The organism is Prochlorococcus marinus str. MIT 9314 (assembly GCF_000760035.1).
In the GTDB taxonomy this organism is placed as follows: Bacteria; Cyanobacteriota; Cyanobacteriia; order PCC-6307; family Cyanobiaceae; genus Prochlorococcus_A; species Prochlorococcus_A marinus_B.
On sequence record NZ_JNAO01000012.1, the window covers coordinates 204079 to 225779 of the forward strand.

The 21701-nt window shown below is 32.1% G+C and carries 17 protein-coding genes; 10 read left to right on the top strand and 7 right to left on the bottom strand.

Annotated features, from left to right (window positions below; all coding sequences use genetic code 11):
* The first annotated feature begins 135 nt into the window (after nucleotides 1-135).
* Complete coding sequence (locus tag EU98_RS02075) at nucleotides 136-1155, top strand: RpoD/SigA family RNA polymerase sigma factor (protein WP_032516192.1); 1020 nt, start codon at nucleotides 136-138, stop codon at nucleotides 1153-1155.
* A 5-nt stretch (nucleotides 1156-1160) separates the two neighbouring features.
* On the top strand, nucleotides 1161-1802 hold the full coding sequence (locus tag EU98_RS02070) for a diacylglycerol/polyprenol kinase family protein (RefSeq protein ID WP_032516193.1): 642 nt from the start codon (nucleotides 1161-1163) through the stop codon (nucleotides 1800-1802).
* Here the strand turns inward: EU98_RS02070 and EU98_RS02065 are convergent.
* Nucleotides 1795-2862 (bottom strand): 3-deoxy-7-phosphoheptulonate synthase, encoded by a 1068-nt coding sequence (locus tag EU98_RS02065; protein ID WP_032516194.1) that lies wholly within the window; start codon nucleotides 2860-2862, stop codon nucleotides 1795-1797. The genes EU98_RS02070 and EU98_RS02065 overlap by 8 nt on opposite strands.
* Nucleotides 2863-2959: 97 nt before the next feature.
* Here EU98_RS02065 and acnB point away from each other — a divergent pair, with 97 nt between their 5' ends.
* Both acnB and EU98_RS02055 read left to right on the top strand, forming a co-directional pair.
* Complete coding sequence (gene acnB, locus EU98_RS02060; RefSeq protein WP_080725816.1) at nucleotides 2960-5533, top strand: bifunctional aconitate hydratase 2/2-methylisocitrate dehydratase; 2574 nt, start codon at nucleotides 2960-2962, stop codon at nucleotides 5531-5533.
* Between the two features lie 9 nt (nucleotides 5534-5542).
* Nucleotides 5543-6901, top strand: coding sequence for a ClC family H(+)/Cl(-) exchange transporter (locus EU98_RS02055; protein WP_032516197.1), 1359 nt, complete (start codon nucleotides 5543-5545; stop codon nucleotides 6899-6901).
* Nucleotides 6902-6911: 10 nt separating this feature from the next.
* Here the strand turns inward: EU98_RS02055 and purU are convergent, their stop codons facing one another.
* Complete coding sequence (purU, locus tag EU98_RS02050) at nucleotides 6912-7766, bottom strand: formyltetrahydrofolate deformylase (RefSeq protein ID WP_032516198.1); 855 nt, start codon at nucleotides 7764-7766, stop codon at nucleotides 6912-6914.
* Nucleotides 7767-7814: 48 nt separating this feature from the next.
* Between purU and EU98_RS02045 the strand changes: the two genes are divergently transcribed.
* Nucleotides 7815-8897 (top strand): FAD-dependent oxidoreductase, encoded by a 1083-nt coding sequence (locus tag EU98_RS02045; RefSeq protein ID WP_032516199.1) that lies wholly within the window; start codon nucleotides 7815-7817, stop codon nucleotides 8895-8897.
* Here EU98_RS02045 and dnaK read toward each other — a convergent pair.
* Complete coding sequence (gene dnaK / locus EU98_RS02040; protein ID WP_032516201.1) at nucleotides 8894-10801, bottom strand: molecular chaperone DnaK; 1908 nt, start codon at nucleotides 10799-10801, stop codon at nucleotides 8894-8896. The genes EU98_RS02045 and dnaK overlap by 4 nt on opposite strands.
* Nucleotides 10802-10918: 117 nt before the next feature.
* Between dnaK and EU98_RS02035 the strand changes: the two genes are divergently transcribed.
* A complete protein-coding gene (locus tag EU98_RS02035; RefSeq protein WP_032516202.1) occupies nucleotides 10919-11779 on the top strand; it encodes a shikimate dehydrogenase in 861 nt (286 codons plus the stop codon).
* Between the two features lie 105 nt (nucleotides 11780-11884).
* A complete protein-coding gene (gene rpsF, locus EU98_RS02030) occupies nucleotides 11885-12355 on the top strand; it encodes a 30S ribosomal protein S6 (RefSeq protein WP_032516203.1) in 471 nt (156 codons plus the stop codon).
* Nucleotides 12356-12358: 3 nt separating this feature from the next.
* Here the strand turns inward: rpsF and EU98_RS02025 are convergent, their stop codons facing one another.
* Nucleotides 12359-13573 carry an argininosuccinate synthase gene (locus EU98_RS02025; protein WP_032516204.1) on the bottom strand — a complete coding sequence of 405 codons (1215 nt, stop codon included), beginning with the start codon at nucleotides 13571-13573 and terminating at the stop codon, nucleotides 12359-12361.
* A gap of 284 nt (nucleotides 13574-13857) precedes the next feature.
* Here EU98_RS02025 and EU98_RS0109105 point away from each other — a divergent pair, with 284 nt between their 5' ends.
* The 3 genes from EU98_RS0109105 to EU98_RS0109110 are packed head-to-tail and all read left to right on the top strand — an operon-like array spanning nucleotide 13858 to nucleotide 15455.
* Complete coding sequence (locus EU98_RS0109105; RefSeq protein WP_032516206.1) at nucleotides 13858-14139, top strand: DUF3134 family protein; 282 nt, start codon at nucleotides 13858-13860, stop codon at nucleotides 14137-14139.
* Nucleotides 14123-15199: a phospho-N-acetylmuramoyl-pentapeptide-transferase gene (gene mraY, locus EU98_RS02020; protein ID WP_032516208.1), complete on the top strand. Its 1077-nt coding sequence runs from the start codon at nucleotides 14123-14125 to the stop codon at nucleotides 15197-15199. The genes EU98_RS0109105 and mraY overlap by 17 nt, the downstream gene beginning before the upstream one ends.
* 10 nt (nucleotides 15200-15209) lie before the next feature.
* Complete coding sequence (locus EU98_RS0109110) at nucleotides 15210-15455, top strand: hypothetical protein (protein WP_032516209.1); 246 nt, start codon at nucleotides 15210-15212, stop codon at nucleotides 15453-15455.
* Here the strand turns inward: EU98_RS0109110 and EU98_RS02015 are convergent.
* From EU98_RS02015 to EU98_RS02005, 3 genes are all read right to left on the bottom strand, one after another.
* Nucleotides 15389-16798: a glycosyltransferase gene (locus EU98_RS02015; RefSeq protein ID WP_032516210.1), complete on the bottom strand. Its 1410-nt coding sequence runs from the start codon at nucleotides 16796-16798 to the stop codon at nucleotides 15389-15391. The genes EU98_RS0109110 and EU98_RS02015 overlap by 67 nt on opposite strands.
* 201 nt (nucleotides 16799-16999) lie before the next feature.
* Complete coding sequence (gene uvrA / locus EU98_RS02010) at nucleotides 17000-19903, bottom strand: excinuclease ABC subunit UvrA (RefSeq protein ID WP_032516212.1); 2904 nt, start codon at nucleotides 19901-19903, stop codon at nucleotides 17000-17002.
* A gap of 54 nt (nucleotides 19904-19957) precedes the next feature.
* Nucleotides 19958-21637 (bottom strand): AAA family ATPase, encoded by a 1680-nt coding sequence (locus EU98_RS02005; protein ID WP_032516213.1) that lies wholly within the window; start codon nucleotides 21635-21637, stop codon nucleotides 19958-19960.
* Nucleotides 21638-21701 lie beyond the last annotated feature (64 nt).

Genomic DNA, 21701 nt, shown 5'->3' on the forward strand with positions numbered 1-21701 from the left:
TTTCATATCAAGGGATTTCAAGAAATAAGCTTTTAAAAAAAAATTTTTGTCTTTAAAATTTCAACGTAAAAGTAGTTTTTATTTCAATTTCAGTGCTAGCTTTTTAAAAAATCCATTATTTAGGAGGCCAGGGTGATGGGGATCCCTCTGGAATCTGCGAAAAGCTCTTCAGATAATAATTTTGATGAGCCAAGATTACCAAACACTGCGGGCAAGTCTCGCAAATCGAAATCCAGTCTTACGGCAAAACAAAGCCAAAAAAAATCTGGCAGACTCGCTTCAGATTCTATTGGCTATTACTTAAGTAGCATTGGAAGAGTACCTCTTTTGACTCCAGCAGAGGAAATAGAGTTAGCTCATCATGTTCAGAACATGAAAAAGTTGCTACAAATTCCTGAAACTGATAGAACCCAACGAAATCTTTATCAAATTAAGATTGGCAAAAGAGCAAGAGATAGAATGATGGCAGCTAATCTAAGGCTCGTTGTCTCGGTTGCAAAAAAATACCAAAACCAAGGGCTTGAATTATTAGATCTTGTCCAGGAAGGAGCTATTGGCCTTGAAAGAGCTGTAGATAAATTTGATCCTGCTATGGGATATAAATTCTCAACTTATGCTTACTGGTGGATTAGACAAGGAATGACGAGGGCAATTGATAACAGTGCTAGAACCATCCGTTTGCCTATTCACATAAGTGAAAAACTGTCCAAAATGAGAAGAGTCTCTAGAGAATTATCGCATAAATTCGGAAGACAACCTACAAGATTGGAAATGGCAACTGAGATGGGAATTGATCAAAAAGATTTAGAAGATTTAATTTCTCAAAGTGCTCCTTGCGCCTCCCTAGATGCGCATGCAAGAGGGGAAGAAGACAGAAGTACTCTTGGCGAACTCATACCTGATCCAAACTGTGAAGAGCCTATGGAGGGTATGGATAGAACTATTCAAAAAGAGCATTTAGGAACATGGCTTTCTCAACTAAATGAAAGAGAGCAAAAAATCATGAGGCTAAGATTTGGGCTAGATGGTGAAGAACCATTAACACTCGCAGAAATAGGAAGACAAATTAATGTTTCACGAGAAAGAGTAAGGCAACTAGAAGCTAAGGCAATATTAAAGCTTCGAGTAATGACAACTCATCAAAAAGCAGCTTAAGCAAATTGATAAAATTTACTGTAATTTTATTATATTTATTTTCAATTTTTTTAATATCAATAATTTTTAAAAAATATAATGAAGATAGCAGAGAAATCGTCAGAAAAATTATACATATTGGAATAGGACCTTTAATACCCATTGCTCAATTTTTAAAAATTAATCAAAACTTTGCTCTAATTTTTACAGGAATTGTTTCATTAATGGTTTTCATCAATTACAACTATAAATTATTCCCAACCATTGAAGATGTTGAGAGAAAAAGTTATGGGACATTATTTTATTGTCTAAGTTTATTTATTTTGATTTATCTTTTCTGGGATAAAGATCCATATGCACTAATTAGTGGATTTTTCATAATGACTTTTGGTGATGGATTAGCTGGATTAATAGGAAAAAGCTTTAACTCAAAGAGTTGGATTTTTTTTAAACAAAAAAAATCTTTATATGGAACTATAACAATGTTTTTAACAAGTTTAATAGTAGTTTGCTCAATAGGATATTCTCAACAAAATAATCTAAATTTAAATTATTTTACAATAGCTTTTATTGCGACTTTGCTCGAACAATTTAGTGTTCTAGGAATAGATAATTTCATTGTTCCAATCTCTTCAGCGTTATTTTTTAATTTTTTAATAACTAGCTAAGTGAATCGTATAAAATAGATATTAATTCTTTTGTCGTTTCTATATCTATACATGCATCTGTAATGCTTCTGCCAAACTGGAGATCTTCTTTTTTTAAAAGTTTTTGATTTCCTTCCTTCAAATGACTTTCAAGCATAACTCCTAATATATTTTTTTCACCATTACTAATTTGAGACGCTACATTTTTTAGCACTTCCGACTGTTTTCGGAAATCTTTATTGGAATTTCCATGACTACAATCAATCATCACTTTATACGGAAGATTACACTGCCTCAATTCTGCTGAAATTCTTTGTACATGATCACTTGCGAAATTTGGGCCTTTTGAACCGCCCCTTAAAACTATATGTCCATCTGGATTTCCTGTAGTATTAACTATAGAAGCCATTCCATTTTGATTTACACCTAAGAAGTGATGGGATTTAGAAGCTGACTGCATTGCATTAATTGCAGTAGTAAAAGAACCATCTGTTCCATTTTTAAAGCCTATAGGCATTGATAATCCTGATGCCATTTCTCTATGAGTTTGACTTTCTGTAGTCCGCGCACCTATGGCTGTCCAACTTATTAAATCAGCAATATATTGAGGAACAATTGGATCTAGTAATTCTGTAGCAGAAGGTATGCCACGAGTTGCTAAATATGAAAGCAAACTTCTTGCCCTTCTTAAACCAGTATTAATATCATAAGAATCATCCAGATGAGGATCATTTATCAATCCCTTCCAACCAATAGTTGTTCTTGGTTTTTCAAAATATACTCTCATAATTATTTCTAATTTATCTTTATACATTTCTCGGAATTTTTCAATATATTTTGAATATTCCTTTGCCGCCTCAAGATCATGTATTGAACATGGACCCACAATGACTAAAAGCTTCTGGTCATTATGATGCAAAATATTTTGTATCGATCTTCTTGTTTTAGATACTGTATTAGCAGAGTCGTGATCTAAAGGTATATCATTATGTAATCTGCTTGGAGGTATTAATGGACGGGTTTCAAGAACATGTAAATCTGATGTCTTTTCTAAAGCTGAATTATTTGATGATGTCGTCATTGATTAATTAAGAAGTTTGAATATTTAAAAAAGCATTTATGAATACTCTCCTTTTCAATATTAAAAATAACAATAGATTAGGCATTAAACCTTACTAATGAAGAATTTGGAAACATTGCTAAAAGATTATGCAGATCATGAAGCTGAAAGAGCTGCCAAAGGTATACCTCCTTTACCTTTAAATGCTGAACAAACAAATTGTATTACAAAATTATTAGAACAAGATAGTACTTACGATTCATCTTATTTACTTGATTTACTAATTAATAGAGTACCCCCAGGAGTTGATGAGGCTGCTTACGTAAAAGCAAGCTGGCTCACGGCTATTGTTAATTCCGAAAAATATTGCAAATCAATTAATCCCGAAAAAGCAATTGAAATACTAGGAACAATGATAGGCGGATACAATGTAAATTCTTTGGTTGAAATACTTAAAGGAGAAAATAGTTTACTCGCTAAAAAAGCGGCAGAAGTTTTAAAAAATATTATTCTTGTTTACGACTCGGCTAATGAAATTTATGAATTATCTCAAAATAATATTTATGCAAAAGAAGTTGTAAATAGTTGGGCAAATGCAGAATGGTTTATAAATAAAAAAGTTCTGGAGAAAGAGATTACTTGTTTAGTATTTAAAGTTGACGGTGAGACAAACACAGACGACTTATCTCCAGCTGTACATGCAACAACACGCCCGGATATTCCAATGCATGCATTAGCTATGTTGGAATTTAAAAAACCTGATGGACTAAAGATTCTTGATAATTTAAAAAAACAAAATATACCAATAGCTTATGTTGGAGATGTTGTTGGAACAGGGAGTTCTAGAAAATCTGCTATTAATTCTCTCATTTGGCATATAGGAGAAGATATCGCTTTTGTTCCCAACAAAAAAACAGGTGGAATAATAATTGGCAGCAAAATAGCCCCAATTTTCTTCAATACTGCACAAGATTCAGGAGCTTTACCTATAGAAGCTGACGTATCTCAAATGAAAACAGGAGATATTATTAAAATCTATCCCTATAAAGGCATTATTAAAAAAATTAAAAAAGATTCAAATACTGAAGAATTAATCAGCAAATTCGAGTTGTATCCATCAACTCTTACTGATGAAATTCAAGCTGGCGGAAGAATTAATCTTATGATTGGAAGATCTCTTACGGACAAAATTAGAAACAAATTAGATTATCAACCAAGTGAAATATTTACTAGACCACAAACTCCAACCGAAAGTAGTGCCGGATTTACTCAAGCTCAAAAAATAGTAGGCAAAGCATGCGGTTTAGATGGAGTTAGGCCAGGAATGACCTGTGAGCCAATTATGACCACAGTTGGTAGTCAAGATACTACTGGTCCTATGACTAGAGATGAATTAAAAGAATTAGCTTGTTTAGGCTTTACTGCAGATTTAGTGATGCAAAGTTTTTGTCATACAGCTGCATATCCTAAACCAGTAGATCTACTTACCCATAAAGAATTACCTGATTTTATATCTCAAAGAGGTGGAGTAGCTCTTAAGCCCGGAGACGGCATCATTCATAGCTGGCTTAACAGAATGCTTCTCCCTGATACTGTTGGCACAGGTGGAGATAGTCATACAAGATTTCCCCTTGGCATTTCATTTCCTGGAGGCTCAGGCATTGTTGCATTTGCCGCTGCAATAGGATCAATGCCATTAAATATGCCGGAATCTGTGCTGGTTAAATTTAAGGGAGAATTATTACCAGGAATTACTCTTAGAGATTTAGTTAATGCAATCCCTCTCTTCGCTATTAAAAAAGGACTATTAACTGTTGAGAAAGAAAATAAGAAAAATATATTCAACGGGAAAATTATGGAAATTGAGGGATTACCAAACCTAAAACTTGAACAAGCTTTTGAACTTACTGATGCTACTGCAGAACGCTCATGCGCTGGAAGCACAATACTTTTATCCCAAGAAACTGTTCAAGAATATTTAAAAAGCAATATTTGCCTGCTAGAAAAAATGATCGAGAGCAATTATGAAGATTCAAAATCGATTTCAAGAAGAATAAATGATATGAAAAATTGGTTAAATAAACCATCATTAATTCAACCAGATTCAAACGCTCAGTATGAAGAAATCATTGAAATTGATTTAGCAAAAGTAACACAACCAATAGTTGCTTGCCCTAATGATCCAGATAATGTAAAAGAAATCACTGATGTTGCAAATACAAATATTGACGAGGTTTTTATAGGTTCTTGCATGACAAATATTGGTCATTACAGGGCAGCTGCAAAAGTTCTTGAAGGAGTACAAAATTTAAAAGCTAAATTATGGATTTGTCCACCAACAAAAATGGATGAAGAAACTCTAAAAGCTGAAGGCTACTATAAAATATTTGAAGATTGTGGTGCAAGATTAGAGTTGCCAGGCTGTTCTTTATGTATGGGAAATCAAGCTAGAGTTGATGAAGGTTCTGTAGTATTTTCTACCAGTACAAGAAATTTTGACAATAGACTTGGCAAAAATGCGCAAGTATTTTTAGGGAGTGCAGAGCTGGCAGCAGTTTGTGCACTGCTTGGAAAAATACCTGAAATAGAAGAATATCAGGATATTACTAAAAATAAAATTAATCCATATTCAGATGAACTTTATCGCTATCTTCAATTTGATGAAATACACGATTTCAGCTTGACAAAGTAATCATGGACCATGCCAAATTTTATAAAAGATAATATTCAAAAAACAAGTAATAATTCTTCTCGTAGCATCAAAAAATTATTAAAACAAAAATCTCTAGTCGTTGCATTTTCGCTCTTATTAACGGGTCTGGGGGCTTCAATGACAAGCATTTCTTTTAAAACTGGAATCTATTTTATTAATAATTGGAGATTAGCATTATTAGACCAATTCCCATCTATTACGGTCTTACCTATTTTTGGAGCTGTAGGAGGAGCTATTGCAGGATATTTGATCAAAAATATAGCACCTGCCGCAAAAGGTTCAGGTGTGAGTCAAATCATGGGTTTCTTAAGACATAAAAAAGTTCCAATGAATTTAAAAGTAGGATTAGTAAAGCTCATATCAGGAATTATTGCGATTGGTAGTGGATTCCCTTTGGGTCCAGAAGGTCCATCAGTTCAAATGGGAGGATCTGTAGCTTGGCAAATGGCAAAGTGGCTCAAAGCTCCTACAGCTTTCAGAAGAGTAATAGTAGCAGCAGGTGGTGGAGCTGGAATAGCTGCAGTATTTAGCGCTCCATTAGGAGGGTTTATCTATGCAATAGAGGAGTTATTAAACTCTGCTAGACCAGTTATTTTACTATTAGTAGTAATTACAACTTTTATTGCAGATTCATCTGCGGATATTATTCAAGCCTTGGGTTTAGATCCTAAAGCAGGAGGCTTTGATTTTAACCTCGGATTTTTGATTCAAAAAGAATATAACCCATCAGTTTTTTTCTTACCTATTGATTTTATTTACTTAGTTTTATTAGGAATAATTATTGGGATATTTGCAGAATTGTACAGCAGATATGTTTTATTAATGCAAAATCTTGGGAAAAAGTGGTATAAAAATAAATTTGTTTTAAAAATGAGTATCTGTGGACTTATTTTAGGAAGTATCTACTCTTTCTTACCCAGTACGTTTCATAATTTAGATGAATTACAGAAAATAATAGCCGAACAAAATACAAGTATTGGAATTGCTTTATTAGCAGTTTTAGTACTATTTATCACGACAGGTTTAGCTGCAGCATCTGGCGCTCCTGGAGGATTATTCTATCCAATGCTCACTTTAGGAGGGTCAATCGGACTAATAATGGGGAGCTGGGTGGAAATTGCTACCGGACATGCACCAAGTACATACATTTTTGCGGGAATGGGAGCTTTCGTAGCAGGATGTTCGCGAACGCCAATAACAGCAATGTTTTTAGCTTTTGCTTTAACAAAAAATTTATTAATAATGAAACCTGTGTTAATCAGCTGCATTGCCAGTTTCTTAGTAGCAAGAGCTTTTAATGAAGAATCAATTTATGAAAGACAAATACTAATAGAATTAGAAAACTAAGAAACTATCTTCAATCAAAAACAGCAGTTTTGCTGTTATAAACAAATACTTGATGATTTAGATGTAATCTCACTGCTCTTGCTAGAGCTATTCTTTCAATATCTCTGCCTTTTCTAATCAAATCATCAACTTCATCCCTATGACTTACATTAACTGTACATTGCTCTATTATCGGGCCTTCATCAAGATCTTCAGTAACATAGTGAGCAGTAGCGCCGATTAATTTAACACCTCTCTTCCATGCTCTATGATATGGTTGCCCACCCTTAAATGCAGGTAAGAAAGAATGATGAATATTTATTATTGAAGAATACTTTTTTAAAAAAGAGTCACTCAAAATTTGCATATATTTGGCTAATACAACAAGATCAATGTCATATTCTTTTAGTAAATTTAAAAATTGATCTTCAACAATAGTTTTATCAAATTTAAAGGTATCAATATGGACAAATTTTGCATTAAAATCATCTGCAATATTTTCAAGATGAGAATGATTTGAAATTATTAAAGGAACTTTCATTTTGAGTTCTCCATTTCTTACTCGCCAAAGTAAATCAATCAAACAATGATTTTGTTTACTCACGAAAATAGCAACATTTGGGATTTCATCAGAATAATTTATGTTAAATTGTCCATCTACTTCATCTGCAATTTTTTCAAATTCTTTATAAATTTCATCCCTATTAAAAGATACATTGTTACTATTCCATTCAATTCGACTAAGAAACAAACCTGCATCTTGATCTGTATGATGATCAGAATGTTTTATGTTGCCACCGTAATTTGAAATCCAACTTGTGAGTAAACTTACAAGGCCAGGACGATCGGGACAAACAATTTTGAATATAATTGAAGGATGTTCCAAAAAATCTTTAACTATTAAGTCAAATAAGCAAGTATATCTAATATATCAATGAAAAGCTTAAAAGAAAATTTTCAAAAAGCAAACATAGTTATTATTGGATCAGGGATTATTGGAAAATTTAACGCCTTAGAATTATCAGAATTAGGTTTCCAAGTAACGATAATAGATCCAACTCAACTCCAAAATAGTAGCAATGCAGCTTTAGGCTTGCTAATGGGTAATATGTATCAAAAAAGACGTGGTAGAAGCTGGGATCTCAGGAAACAAAGCATTGAATTATGGCCACAATGGATTACGTTCCTACAAAAATTTAATTATGAATTAAATATCGAAAAACCATTAATACAACTAACTACTAATGAAGAAAAGTTTAAAAAATTAGAGAAATTTGTTTTTGAAAATAATGATCCAGGGTTATTAATTTTAGAAAGAGACTCAATATTAGTCGAGAATATAAATAAAGCCTTCCAAACAAAAAATATAAAAGGAATGATCTCCTTCAAAGATGGAAGAATAAATGCATTATCGTTACTTCAAACATTAGATAAATATCTAAAACATAAAAAAGTAAATTATTTGCAGGCAGAAATAATAAAAATCAGAAGATCAAACAATCAATGGATTTCTACAACAAGGAATAATGAAAATATAAAATCTGACATGGTTATTTTGTGTAATTCATTAAAAGCGATTGATTTAATAGATTACCAATCTCACAACATCAAATTAAAGCCTGTTTTAGGTCAAGCTATGGAAATTGAGATTAATGATGCAGAAGTTGATTTGTTATCGCTGCCAAAACAATTCAATATCAATGGTAAAAATATAATTCCTAAATCAAAAAATAAGCTAATTATTGGATCAACTGACGAATATAGTACTAAGCCAGAAAAAAATACATTCGGAAAACTCACAAATTTTCTCGATAAAAAACCACAATGGCTGGAGAAAGGAAAAATTTCTAAAAAGTGGTACGGAATTAGGTCAAGACCAAATGGTGAACCTTCACCAATAATGAAAAATCTTGAAGATGGACTAATTATATGTACAGGTTTTTATAAAAATGGGATTCTACTGGCTCCAGCTTGTTCTAAATGGGTTGCTAATGAAGTTAAAAATTACCTTTACTAATCTTTTGTTTCAGTGAAGTCTGCATCAATTACATCATCTCCACCTTTTTCATTTGAATCACTCTGATCAGAACCGCCTGCTGCGCCAGGTGATGGTGGCTGATTGCCTGGTTGCTGATAAACAGATGAACCAACTGCATAAAGTTCTTGCTGGAGTTCTTCAAGAAGTTTTTTCATTGATTCATAATCTTCTTTTGAAGTAGCCTCTTTTAAAGCATTACTTTTTTCTTCAACTTTAGACTTTGCTGCAGCATCAATTTTGTCACCTAGCTCGCCAAGTTGCTTTTCTGTCTGATAGACAAGTGTTTCAGCTTGATTTTTTAGATCAATTTTTTCTCTTTTTTCTTTATCTGCAGATGCATTTGATTCAGCATCTTTTACCATTTTTTCTACTTCATTATCAGATAGAGTAGAAGCACCAGTGATAGAAATACTTTGCTCTTTGCCACTTCCTTTATCTTTAGCAGTAACACTAAGAATTCCATTTGCATCAATATCAAATGTAACTTCAATTTGCGGAACACCTCTTGGTGCTGAAGGTATACCGTCCAATCTAAAAGTTCCTAAACTTTTGTTATCAGACGCCATCTCTCTTTCACCCTGTAGAACGTGTATTTCTACATTTGTTTGACCGTCTACAGCAGTTGAATATGTTTCAGATTTCTTGGTAGGCACTGTAGTATTTCGATTTATCATTTTTGTCATTACTCCTCCTAAAGTCTCAACACCCAAAGAAAGTGGAGTAACGTCAAGCAACAATATATCTTTAACCTCTCCTGCTAAAACTCCTCCCTGAATTGCAGCACCAACAGCTACTACCTCATCAGGGTTTACAGTTTGATTTGGTTCTTTACCAATTATTTTTTTAACTAAATCTAAAACAGCAGGAATTCTAGATGAGCCTCCCACCATAACAACTTCATCGATTTCACTAGTAGAAATTTTTGCATCACTTATGGCCCTCTCAACTGGAGTCTTACACCTATCAATTAAAGAAGCTGCTAATTCCTCGAACTTTGCTCTAGTAAGATTCAAATCCAAATGTTTTGGTCCTTCGGGCGTAGCTGTTATAAAAGGTAAATTTATTTCACTTTGCGTAGCATTTGAGAGCTCTATTTTTGCTTTTTCTGCAGCTTCAGTCAATCTTTGCAAAGCTTGCTTATCTTGCCTGAGATCAATACCCTCATTTGATTTAAAAGTATTAGCTAAGTGATCTACAATGCATCTGTCAAAATCATCACCACCTAAATGTGTATCTCCAGATGTAGATAAAACTTCAGTTACTCCATCACCAGCTTCAATAACTGAGACGTCAAATGTTCCTCCTCCTAAATCAAAAACAAGAATTTTTTCATTTTCTTTGTCCAAACCATATGCTAAAGCTGCAGCTGTTGGCTCATTAACAATTCTAAGAACTTCTAAACCTGCAATCTTTCCAGCATCTTTCGTAGCTTGTCTTTGGGAATCATTAAAATAAGCTGGAACTGTAATTACAGCCTGTGTAACTTTGTCACCAAGATATTTACCTGCATCATCTGCTAACTTTCTTAAAACTTGAGAACTCACCTCTTCAGGAGAAAACTGCTTATCCAAAACAGGACATTTTAATTTGACGCTAGAACCAGATTTTTCAACGGAATAGCTAACTTCTTTAGATTCTTCATTAACTTCATCAACTCTTCTACCAACAAAACGTTTTGCAGAATAAAAAGTATTTTCAGGATTCATTACAGCTTGTCTTTTTGCTATTTGTCCAACAAGCTGATCTTGATTTTTTGTATATGCAACAACTGATGGAGTAGTTCTGAAACCCTCAGCATTTGCTATTACAGTAGGCTTGCCACCTTCCATAACAGCGACACAACTGTTAGTTGTGCCTAAATCAATTCCTACTACCTTACCCATGGGTAAATTCTTTATATTTGTTATTACCCATAATCGGTCATTGACGTCATTATTGTTACTCAAAGACGGGGTGTGGTTCCCGAACAGATCATTACTTTTAAGGTTACAATTCTAAATATGATTTCAAGTAAGACATCTTTCATAGCATTAATTGGCAATCCAATAAGTCATTCTTTGTCACCAATTATGCAAAATGCTGCCCTTCAATATTTAGGCTTAGATTTAATATATATTGCTATACCTTGTAAAGGTGAAGATCTAGAATTAGTTCTTAATTCTTTTAAAAAGATTAATTGCAAGGGTTTAAACATTACAATTCCACACAAAGAAAAAGTAATTAACCTTTGTAGTGAAATCTCCCCTATTGCTAACAAACTTAAAGCAATTAATACACTTAAATTAAATTCTGAAAAAGAATGGAGCGCAACTAATACCGATGTAGAGGGATTTATTTATCCATTAAAAAATTTAAAATTAGCAATGAAAAAAGCAATAGTTCTTGGCTCCGGAGGTGCAGCAAGATCTGTTATTCAAGGTTTAATAAATTTAAATCTTTCAACAATTTCAGTAATATCACGAAACAAATCATCTCTATATGAATTAATAAAAAACTTTGATAATCAAATTCAATTGCAGGGTTTTTTAAATAATGATGAACAAGCCCAAATTTTAATTAGGGAAGCAGATTTGATTGTAAATACAACACCAGCAGGGATGAAAACAACCAAATATGAAAATAATGTAATGCCATATGGCGAAGCTTTTTGGAGTGCTCTTAATTCAAAGACAATTGTTTACGATTTAATCTATAATCCTGCCCCAACTCCTTTATTAAAATTTAGCTCCAAAAAAGGATGCTTCACTATAAATGGCGTGGAAATGCTTGTTGCTCAAGGAATGAAATCATTATCATTTTGGACAGATGGTTTAGAAGTGCCTTTTGATGTAATGAATGACGCACTAAAAAAATATCTTTAAAAAAAATAATCCTATTTTTCAAGAAATTGCCCATCATAATGTATCGTAAATAATGAACAGACGCTCATCACACTAACTCATGAGCCAAAGACCTTGTCTGAAACTATGAATGATCAACAATCTTATTACGAAACCATGTATATCCTCCGCCCAGACATTGCGGAAGATGAAGTAGCTAATCACATTGATAAATACAATAAGCTTTTAGAAGAATTTGGCGGTACAATTCTCGATAGTCAAATGAGAGGTAAGAGAAGATTAGCTTATCAAATAGCAAAACATAGAGAAGGCATTTACGTGCAACTTAGTCATCAAGGTGATGGGCAACATATTTTCAAAATTGAAAAAGCAATGAGACTAAGTGAAGATGTTATTAGATACATGACCGTTAAACAAGAAGGTCTCTTACCAACTCCAAAAGCCTCAAACAAGAGTTCATCTCAATCAGAGAATAAAGATAATAAAGATGATCAAGATGCCAAAGTTGCATCTAAAGAAAAACAACCAGTAACAACTGGAGATAATTCAACTTCTGGGAAAGCTGATGCCGAAACTAAAGAAAATACAGAATCTTAAATTTTAATCTTTTGTTTTTGAATTTAATTCAGCCCATATCTTATTAGACATACCCCACATGTAAATAAACCCCTCTGCTAAAAAATGTTTAAAGACATCATTATTGCTATAAGTTGCAAGATCCTCCCTATAAAGTGAATTATTTGCAGACATTCTCCCAATAACTATAGCGTTCCCTTTATAAAGTCTAATCTTTACTCTTCCATTAACTGAAGTTTGAGTCGATGATATAAATGCATCTAAACTTTCTTTAAGAGGTCCAAACCAAAAACCTTGATAGACTAATTGACCCCATTTTTTTTCCACTATTCCCTTAAAGTCAACAACATCAGGGTTTAATGTTATGCTCTCTAATTCTTTGTGAGCTTTGATTAAAAGTGAAAGGCCAGGTGTTTCGTAAATCTCTCTACTTTTAATTCCTACTACTCGATCTTCAATCATATCTATTCTTCCAAAACCGTGGTTACCTGCAAGATCATTAGCTTTTTGAATAATTTCTACTGGATTTAAAAATTCATCATTAATTCCAACTGGAAAACCATTTTTAAAAACAATTTCTATATCTTGATGAGAATCAGGTGAATTATCAATTGATGATGTCATTGAAAATATTTCCTCAGGTGCTTCTTGCATTGGGTCTTCTAATATACCTGCTTCAATACTCCTGCCAAGCAAGTTAACATCTATTGAATATGGTGATTTTTTTGATACTGGTGCGGGAATACCAAATTTTTCTCCATACACTATTGCTTCTTCTCTACTCATATTCCACTCCCTTGCGGGAGTAATTATTTTTAAATCGGGACCTAAAGCATTAATTGCTAAATCAAACCGAACTTGATCATTCCCTTTACCAGTGCATCCATGAGCTACTGCATCGGCATTAATCTCTCTAGCAATATTAACGAGACTTTCAGCAATTAAAGGCCTGGCAAGAGCAGTAGATAAAGGATATTTATCTAGATATAAAGCGTTTGCTCTAATAGCTGAGAAAGCGAATCTCTCAACAAAACTATTAACTAAATTACCAATAATTGATTTAGATGCGCCAGAATTTAAAGCTTTTTGCCTAATAAGTTCTAAATCCTCGCCTTGTCCAAGATCTGCTACAAAAGTAACCACCTCTGTAATTCCATATTCATTTTTTAAATATGGAATACAGACGCTCGTATCTACCCCACCAGAATACGCTAGTACAACTTTTTTTATCTGTTGCATTTAAATTTGCTCCATAAATTTAAATTTTTGACGTAATTAAGAATTTGAAAGCTTATTAAAAACTAATATTATTGTAACTAAAAGAGCTGGACCAAAAACTAGTAACAAGAGAAGAAAGTTATTAATTATTAAAACATTAGGATCTAAATATCCAAAAAGTTTAAATAATCCAGCGAGCAACAATGAAATTAGCCAGATAAAAAAATATTTTAAATTTGCTTTATCAAACAAAGTTTTTCGTATGCATCATTATGTATTATCTTATATATAGAGCATAACCTTTAATGGATTCAGATAAATTACAACTTAGATTGGATGACATTTCGGAAGTCAATCCTGCTTTAACTTGCTATCACAGAGATGATCCAGCTCCTGTGTTGCCATTAAGAGAAGAACCTGATTTACTATCTTGGCTCGAAAATACAGGTAGACTTGTTGCAGAAAAAGATGGAGATTCACAGGAGATTAGTACAATAGAAGAAGAAGAACTTTCAGCACTTATGGGAGAAAAAGAAGATTATAAAACTGAAGAAGATCCTTCTTTAGAAGATGATTGGGAAGATTAAAAAGTTTAACTTTGAATCTTTAATAATATTAAATACTTTTGCTTTAATAATTACCTCCTATTTTTTAAATAATTTTATTTTTATAGGAATTTACATATTATTCTTCTTTATTTCTATTTTTACAACAAAAAATGGTCTAAAGATTATCAAAAAATTTAATTTACTTCAGAATATTAGAGATGAAGGCCCAGCTAATCACTTTAAAAAAAGTGATACTCCAACAATGGGTGGGATTTTTATGATAATCCCTTTTTTACTTTTGCTTTTGATAATAACTATCAATTTAGGTTCTCTGAAATTATTTCTTTTATTACTTACTATTTTTGGTTTCTTTATTACAGGATTTTTAGATGATTATTTAAGCATTAAAAAAAAAGAGAACACAGGTTTAACAACAAAAGAGAAATTTACCTTACAAAGTGTTATCTCAATAATTTTTATATTGTTAGCCTATGAAAAAAATTTAATCAGTCCATTTATAACAGTTTCCGACTCATGGGGAATAAATATGAATATTTTCATATTGCCAGTTTCTTTTTTAGTACTTGTAGGCATAAGTAATTCAGTAAATTTGACTGATGGACTAGATGGATTAGCAGCTGGATGCAGTGGGATTGTCTTTTATGGATTAGGAACAGAAATATTACTAAAGGAACAGCAAGAACTTTTTGTTTTTAGCATCTTATGTTTTGCTATGTCCGGCATATGCTTAGGATTTCTTAAATATAATAGTTTTCCGGCAAAAATATTTATGGGAGACACAGGATCTCTAAGTATTGGAGCAATTTTGGGTTCTATAGCGTTATTAACCAATAGCATTTTTACCTTATCGATTTTCTCAGGAATATTTATTATTGAATCGTTATCAGTAATTATTCAAGTAGGGTTTTTTAAAATTACAAAAAAATTTTTTCACAAAGGTAAACGCATATTTTTAATGGCTCCACTACACCACCATTTTGAACTTAAGGGAGTGAAAGAACAAAAAATAGTTGAAAATTTTTGGAAAATCAACATTTTACTTGTAATTTTAGGTATAGTTTTAAAAATCAACCTTTGAAAAATTTGTTATGAATTTTTTTACATGGAAAGATAATGGATTAACAAGTGACTGCTCAAGTCTTGATGCAATGGCATCAAGATTTGAAGAAACTGCTAACTTAATGAAAAAACTATCTAAGAAGGGCTTTAAACTAAAGAAAACTCAAAATAATCAACTAATTCTTCACCCTGATCCCAAAGTCTTTGATCAATGGGGTTTTATAAGTGAGGAAGTCCCTTTTAAACAACTTTGTTTAATGTCAGATGAAGAATAACTATTTGAAGTTGAAAATTCTTTAGTAAGTACTGATAAATAATTGCGTACATGAGTGTTCCAACTAAAGTGCCTGTTAACACCCTCAATTCCATTTCTGCTCCATATTTTCCACTGATTATTATTTGAAATTCCTTTTTCAAGAATAACTTTCAGCTCATTAATATCAGTAACATCTACTAGAAGTCCATTTTCACATTTTGAACGGATTTCTTTTGGCCCTCCATCATTAGTTGATATTATTGGCAATCCACATGAAGAAGCTTCAAGAAGAGTTAAGCCAAAAGGCTCTGTTAAAGCTGGATTTACAAATACACCACCTCTGCTTGCAGCCCACCTATATAAAGCAGGAATATGACTTGGAAGATGTTTTTTTGGATAAGCTACCTTTCCATACAAATTATATTTATCAATTGTTTCAAAAATATTATTGAAAACATCTTTTTGTTGAGGGTCAAGTTTTGAAGTACTATCTCTACAACCCAAAATCAAAATTAAATTAGTTTTTCTTTTTAATTTTTCAGATCTTCCATATGCTTCAATCAAAGATGGAATATTTTTCCTTCGTACAGCTCTAGAAATAGTCAAAAATGGAGGTTTAGTAGAATCCTTTAGAAAAGGATTCATCATATTATCAATTTCAGCTGTCTCGCTTGTGGAGTGAATATGGTGAAATTTATTATGATCAACACCAGGAGGAATAACTTTAGCTTTGTGAGGTGAAAAAGAAGAATATTGAGAATATTGATACACTGACTCTTGTTTAGTGCTTGTAACTACAATATCTGCAGACTTCAAGGCTTTTTCTTCTGCCTCAATTCTTTTACTTATAGAATAGAGTTTTTCTATTTGATTATTTTTTAAACCAGTATCAAGCAATTTCCTTTTTTTCTCTCTTCCTAAAGAATGACCAGTAAAAATAAGAGGAACGTTTAAGGATTTACTTAGTTTAACTCCTACATATCCAGCATCTGCATAATGTGCATGAATGAAATTAGGCTTTTTATTTTTTTTATAGTAAGAAATAAGTTTTTCAGTTAAATGATCTAGATAAGGCCAAAGCAATTCCTTTCTTAAATATTTATTAGGTCCAAATTTGAATCTTAAAATTCTAACTCCAGGTTCTACAAATTCTTCTTCTTGAGAATATTCATCTTCTACCTTAGGGTCTTCTATTAAACGAGTAACTAAATCAACTTGATCAACTTCTGAAGTATTAGCCAAACTTTTAATTAACTCTAAAACGTATTGTGTTTGCCCTCCTGTATCTGCATCCCTGCCTAACTCAAGATTTTTGGAACGTATAAGACCATGTAAATGTAAATGTAAAAATTTTAACCTCATTCAGCAAATCCTCCGATCAACGGCCTTTAATACAAATAAGCTGAATTTTCTAAGGAAATATTAAGAAACTATTATGATTTAAAAAATTTTTTATATAAAAGTTTTCAAAAAAACAGTTATAGAATAGTTTTATGCCCCTTTAAAAGAAAATTTCGTTTTGCTGAAATAATTAAAATAAAAAGAAATACAACAAGTGTTTCCTTATTTTAGAACCTTTTTAAGATATTTTGCTGTATGACTTATAGGATTTTTAGCTACATCCTCAGGAATACCTTCTGCAATGATTTCTCCGCCTTTATCCCCTCCATCAGGTCCTAAGTCAATAATCCAATCTGAACATCTAATAACATCTAAATTATGTTCAATAACAATTACTGAATTACCTTTATCTACCAAACGTTGTATCACATCCATTAATTTATGAACATCATAAAAACTTAACCCTGTAGTTGGTTCATCAATCAAGTATAAAGTTTTTCCAGTAGCCCTTTTTGATAATTCAGTAGCTAACTTAACTCTTTGAGCCTCTCCACCAGATAATGTAGGAGCTGGCTGGCCTAATTTGACATATCCTAAGCCAACATCAACCAATGTAGATAATCTATCAGCGGCTTGAGGTATAGCAGAAAAAGTTTCTGCAGCTTGTTCAACAGTCATCTCTAAAACATCAGATATATTAAAACCTTTATATTTAACTTGAAGAGTTTCTCTATTAAAACGAGCTCCTTTACATACTTCACATTGAACATACACATCAGGTAAAAAATTCATTTCAATAACATTGACTCCCTGGCCTTTACAGGCTTCGCATCTTCCCCCTTTGACATTAAAGCTAAATTGACCGGCCTGATAACCTCTTGCTTTTGCTTCTACTGTGGCAGTAAATATCTGCCTTATAGGGTCAAAAGCACCGGTATATGTAGCAGGATTTGATCTTGGGGTTCTTCCTATTGGAGATTGATCAATAACGATAACTTTATCAATTGCCTTTATACCCTTTAACTCTTTTACACCTTGAGGAAAAGGAACTTTTAATCCTAGAGAATGACACAATGCAGGATGAAGTAATTCATTTATCAAAGTGCTCTTTCCACTTCCACTTACACCAGTTACAGAAACTAACCTGCCTAAAGGAAATTCCACAGAAATATTTTTTAAATTATTTTTAGAGCAATTATTTAAAATTAAACTTTTTTTTACAGATGATCTTCGTTCTTTTGGAGTAGGAATCGACTTCCTACCACTGAGATAAGCTCCAGTTAATGACTTTTCTGAATTTAAGACATCTTGATAAGATCCTTTTGCAATAATTTCCCCACCATAAACACCTGCCCCTGGACCAATATCTACTAAATAATCTGCGGATTTCATAGTATCTTCATCATGTTCAACGACAACCAAAGTATTTCCCAAGTCTCTTAAGCTTTTTAATGTTTCTAATAATCTGTCATTGTCTCTCTGATGCAAACCAATACTTGGTTCATCTAATACATATAAAACCCCAGTAAGACCTGCGCCTATTTGTGTAGCCAATCTAATACGCTGAGCCTCACCACCAGACAAAGTCATAGCTGGTCTATCTAAAGTCAAATAATCTAAACCAACATTTATTAAGAACTTCAAACGTAAACGAATCTCTTTTAAAACCAATTCACCTATCTGCTTTTGTTTTTCTGATAAAGATATATTTTCTTTCTTTGTCTCACCTAAACCCATGATGAGCTCTACGTGATTTAGGGTTTCAGATACACTTATAGAAGTTAAGTCAGTAATGTTGTATGGACCCAGTTTAACAGCCAAAGCCTCAGGTCTTAATCTTTTTCCAGAACATGTCTTACAAGGGACTAATTCTAGATACTTTTCTAATTTTTGTTTAACTGATTCTCCATTAGCTTCATTCAATTGCCTTTCTAATATTGGTAAAATACCCTCAAAAGGTCTTTCAAAACCACTAGAGGTTTTAAAACGACTATCAGCTTGAATTAATATTGGTTTATCTGATCCCAAAAGTAGAACTTGTTTTTGCAAATCACTTAAATCTTTCCAAGGAGTTTTTAATTCAAAGCCATAAGCTTGTCCTACAGAATAAAGTAAAGAGAAGTAATAAGTATTATCTTTCTCACTCCAAGGAGCTATTGCAGCATAAACAGGCAATGTTTTATCAGGTATAACTCTATCCGCAGTAAATTTTTTTAAATAACCAATCCCATGACAATCTGGACAGGCGCCATATGGGCTATTAAAAGAAAATAATCTAGGAGAAAGTTCTTCAACAATAGAGCCATGTACAGGACATGCATAATTTTCTGAGTAAAGTTTTTCTCTCTCTAAGTTAGAAGGTAATTTTTCCCCTTTTCTTGGAACAACTTCTACTATTGCTAAGCCATCCCCTCTTTTGAGGCAAGTTTGAAGAGAATCATTTAATCTTTCTTGTATTCCTTCTCTTGCAATTAATCTATCAACTACTACCTCAATATTATGAATTTGATTTTTATCTAATTCAATACTATCAGCAAGTTCTCTTACCTCTCCATTGATTCTTACCCTAGCAAATCCTTCAGCAGCTAGTCCGCTTATTAATTTTGTATGTGTTCCTTTCTTACCTCTTACAACAGGAGCCAACAATTGGTACCTTGTTCCTTCTGGCAAAAGAAGAATTTGATCCACCATTTCATCAATTGTTTGAGGCGCAATTGGAATCCCGCAGTGGTGACAATGTGGCTCACCAGCACGACCAAACAATAATCTTAAATAATCTTGTATCTCTGTTACTGTTCCAACTGTTGATCGAGGATTATGACTTGTAGATTTTTGATCAATTGAAATAGCAGGTGATAAACCTTCAATATTGTCAACATCTGGTTTATCTACTTGACCCAAAAATTGTCGTGCATATGCAGAGAGGCTCTCAACATATCTTCTTTGACCTTCAGCAAAAATAGTATCAAAGGCTAAAGAACTTTTACCACTTCCACTAACACCTGTAAAAACTATAAATTTATTCCTAGGTAGAGAAAGATCAATATTTTTTAAATTATGCTGACGAGCTCCCCTAATATTAATTGAGTGATCTTCTCCAAAACTACTATCAAGTTTATTAACCATGTTTAAATCTAAATTATGATTTAAAAAGATTATTATAGTAAAATTTTTTCTACTTTACGCAGCTGAACGATCAAGAAGTCTAGAAGCATATTCGTTTACTTCGCAAGAACCTCCACCTATAAGTTCTATTAGTTCATTTTTTCTTTGATTTTTTGTAGTTAGTTTTGCAATTGAAGTATAAGTTATGCCATTAATTACGTTTTTATTGACTTTGAAATGAGCTATTCCACTAGCAGCTAAGAATGGTTGATGCGTAATACATAAGACTTGTTGATTTTTAGAAATTTCTTTTATTAGCTCAACTAAAGAAAATAGAGATTTCCCGCTTAAACCACTATCAATTTCATCTAAAAAGAAAGTATTGGGTTTTTTAGAAATACTAGATTTAATAGCTAATAAAAATCTTGACATTTCTCCGCCAGAAATAACATTTGATAATGGAGCAAGCTTCTGATCAGGATTAGCCGAAAACAAAAAATTTATATCGTCAATTCCATCGCCAGAAGGATTACATTCAGAAAATTGAATTGAAAAATTTGCATTTTCTAAACCAAGATTGCCTAAAATCGACATTACTGAACTTTGTAAATGTTTAGCAATTTTTTTTCTTTCATTCGATTGAATAACAAATAAAGAATTTAAATTACTTTGTAAATTCTCAATTTGAGCTTTGATTCCGCAAATCTCATTACCTTGATCATTTTGTTGAAAATACGTCTTTAATTGATCGCGCTTTTCAATTAATTGAGGTAAACCTAATGAAAAAGTTCTCTCTAAGTTTTTTAAAAAAAATAATCTTTTCTGTATTTCTGGAAGATTTGATTCATAATTTTCCATGTCTTGCAAATATGAGTTTAAATCAAAAATTAAATCTTCAACATCAGCATGAATATTTAATAACTTCTCTCTAAATTTTTGAATCTTTAAATCGAAATCTGTTGTTTTATTTAAAATCTTTATTGACTGATTTATCAAAGAAGTTACTGACGGTACTTCATGACTGAAATTATTTAAGTTTTCTAATGATGATTTAATTGAATTATTTATTTCGAGATTATTTACGAGTTTAGTTTCTAATAACTCTAACTCTAAAATTTCTTCACTGGAATTTAAATTAGCTTCTTCTAAACTCTTCAACATGTGTTTAATTACCAAATTTTTTTCTTCTTGATTCCTAGATAATTCTATTTTTTCATTCATTAATCCTTTTAGGACTTTAGTCTCTCCCCATATACTTTTAATCCTTTCGCTAGTATCTCTTGATTCTTGAGAACATAAGTCATCAATTATTAATCTTCTCTTCTCTTGAGAATCAAAGATAAAAGTGTCAGATTGACCTGCAAAATCTATTAAAAATAGCCCAAGTTTTTGTAAGGATTGTCTATTAATTGGTAAATCATTAAGGCTATATTTGGATAAGATTTTATTATTTTTTTTATAAGATTTTCTTTTAATTTTTAGTTCTGAAGAAGTTATTTCAAATCCATTACTAATTAACCAATTACTAATTTGAGAAGAAGAAGAAAATATCGCCTCGATAATGCAAAAATCTTTTTCTGGACGTATTAAATGTTTTAGAGGTATATTAGTTCCACCAAATAAAGCATTTAAAGAATCTAAAATTAATGATTTCCCTGAACCTGAATCCCCAGTTATGATATTCAAACCTTTTTCAAAATTAATTTCTATAATTTCTATTAAGGCAATATTTTCTATTTTCAGTTGTATTAACATGATAAATCTTCCATATAAAAAAATTAACTTCTTTTTAAAAAAAATAAAGGGTTTAAATATATAA

What these genes read in the sequence shown, in the direction of transcription:
- EU98_RS02015 (WP_032516210.1), bottom strand. Translation starts at nt 16,798, where the DNA reads ATGAGGTTAAAATTTTTACATTTACATTTACATGGTCTTATACGTTCC.
- EU98_RS02005 (WP_032516213.1), bottom strand. Translation starts at nt 21,637, where the DNA reads ATGTTAATACAACTGAAAATAGAAAATATTGCCTTAATAGAAATTATA.
- EU98_RS0109110 (WP_032516209.1), top strand. Translation starts at nt 15,210, where the DNA reads ATGAATTTTTTTACATGGAAAGATAATGGATTAACAAGTGACTGCTCA.
- mraY (WP_032516208.1), top strand. Translation starts at nt 14,123, where the DNA reads ATGATTGGGAAGATTAAAAAGTTTAACTTTGAATCTTTAATAATATTA.
- EU98_RS0109105 (WP_032516206.1), top strand. Translation starts at nt 13,858, where the DNA reads ATGGATTCAGATAAATTACAACTTAGATTGGATGACATTTCGGAAGTC.
- uvrA (WP_032516212.1), bottom strand. Translation starts at nt 19,903, where the DNA reads ATGGTTAATAAACTTGATAGTAGTTTTGGAGAAGATCACTCAATTAAT.
- EU98_RS02025 (WP_032516204.1), bottom strand. Translation starts at nt 13,573, where the DNA reads ATGCAACAGATAAAAAAAGTTGTACTAGCGTATTCTGGTGGGGTAGAT.
- EU98_RS02065 (WP_032516194.1), bottom strand. Translation starts at nt 2,862, where the DNA reads ATGACGACATCATCAAATAATTCAGCTTTAGAAAAGACATCAGATTTA.
- dnaK (WP_032516201.1), bottom strand. Translation starts at nt 10,801, where the DNA reads ATGGGTAAGGTAGTAGGAATTGATTTAGGCACAACTAACAGTTGTGTC.
- EU98_RS02075 (WP_032516192.1), top strand. Translation starts at nt 136, where the DNA reads ATGGGGATCCCTCTGGAATCTGCGAAAAGCTCTTCAGATAATAATTTT.
- EU98_RS02035 (WP_032516202.1), top strand. Translation starts at nt 10,919, where the DNA reads ATGATTTCAAGTAAGACATCTTTCATAGCATTAATTGGCAATCCAATA.
- EU98_RS02055 (WP_032516197.1), top strand. Translation starts at nt 5,543, where the DNA reads ATGCCAAATTTTATAAAAGATAATATTCAAAAAACAAGTAATAATTCT.
- EU98_RS02045 (WP_032516199.1), top strand. Translation starts at nt 7,815, where the DNA reads ATGAAAAGCTTAAAAGAAAATTTTCAAAAAGCAAACATAGTTATTATT.
- rpsF (WP_032516203.1), top strand. Translation starts at nt 11,885, where the DNA reads ATGAATGATCAACAATCTTATTACGAAACCATGTATATCCTCCGCCCA.
- acnB (WP_080725816.1), top strand. Translation starts at nt 2,960, where the DNA reads ATGAAGAATTTGGAAACATTGCTAAAAGATTATGCAGATCATGAAGCT.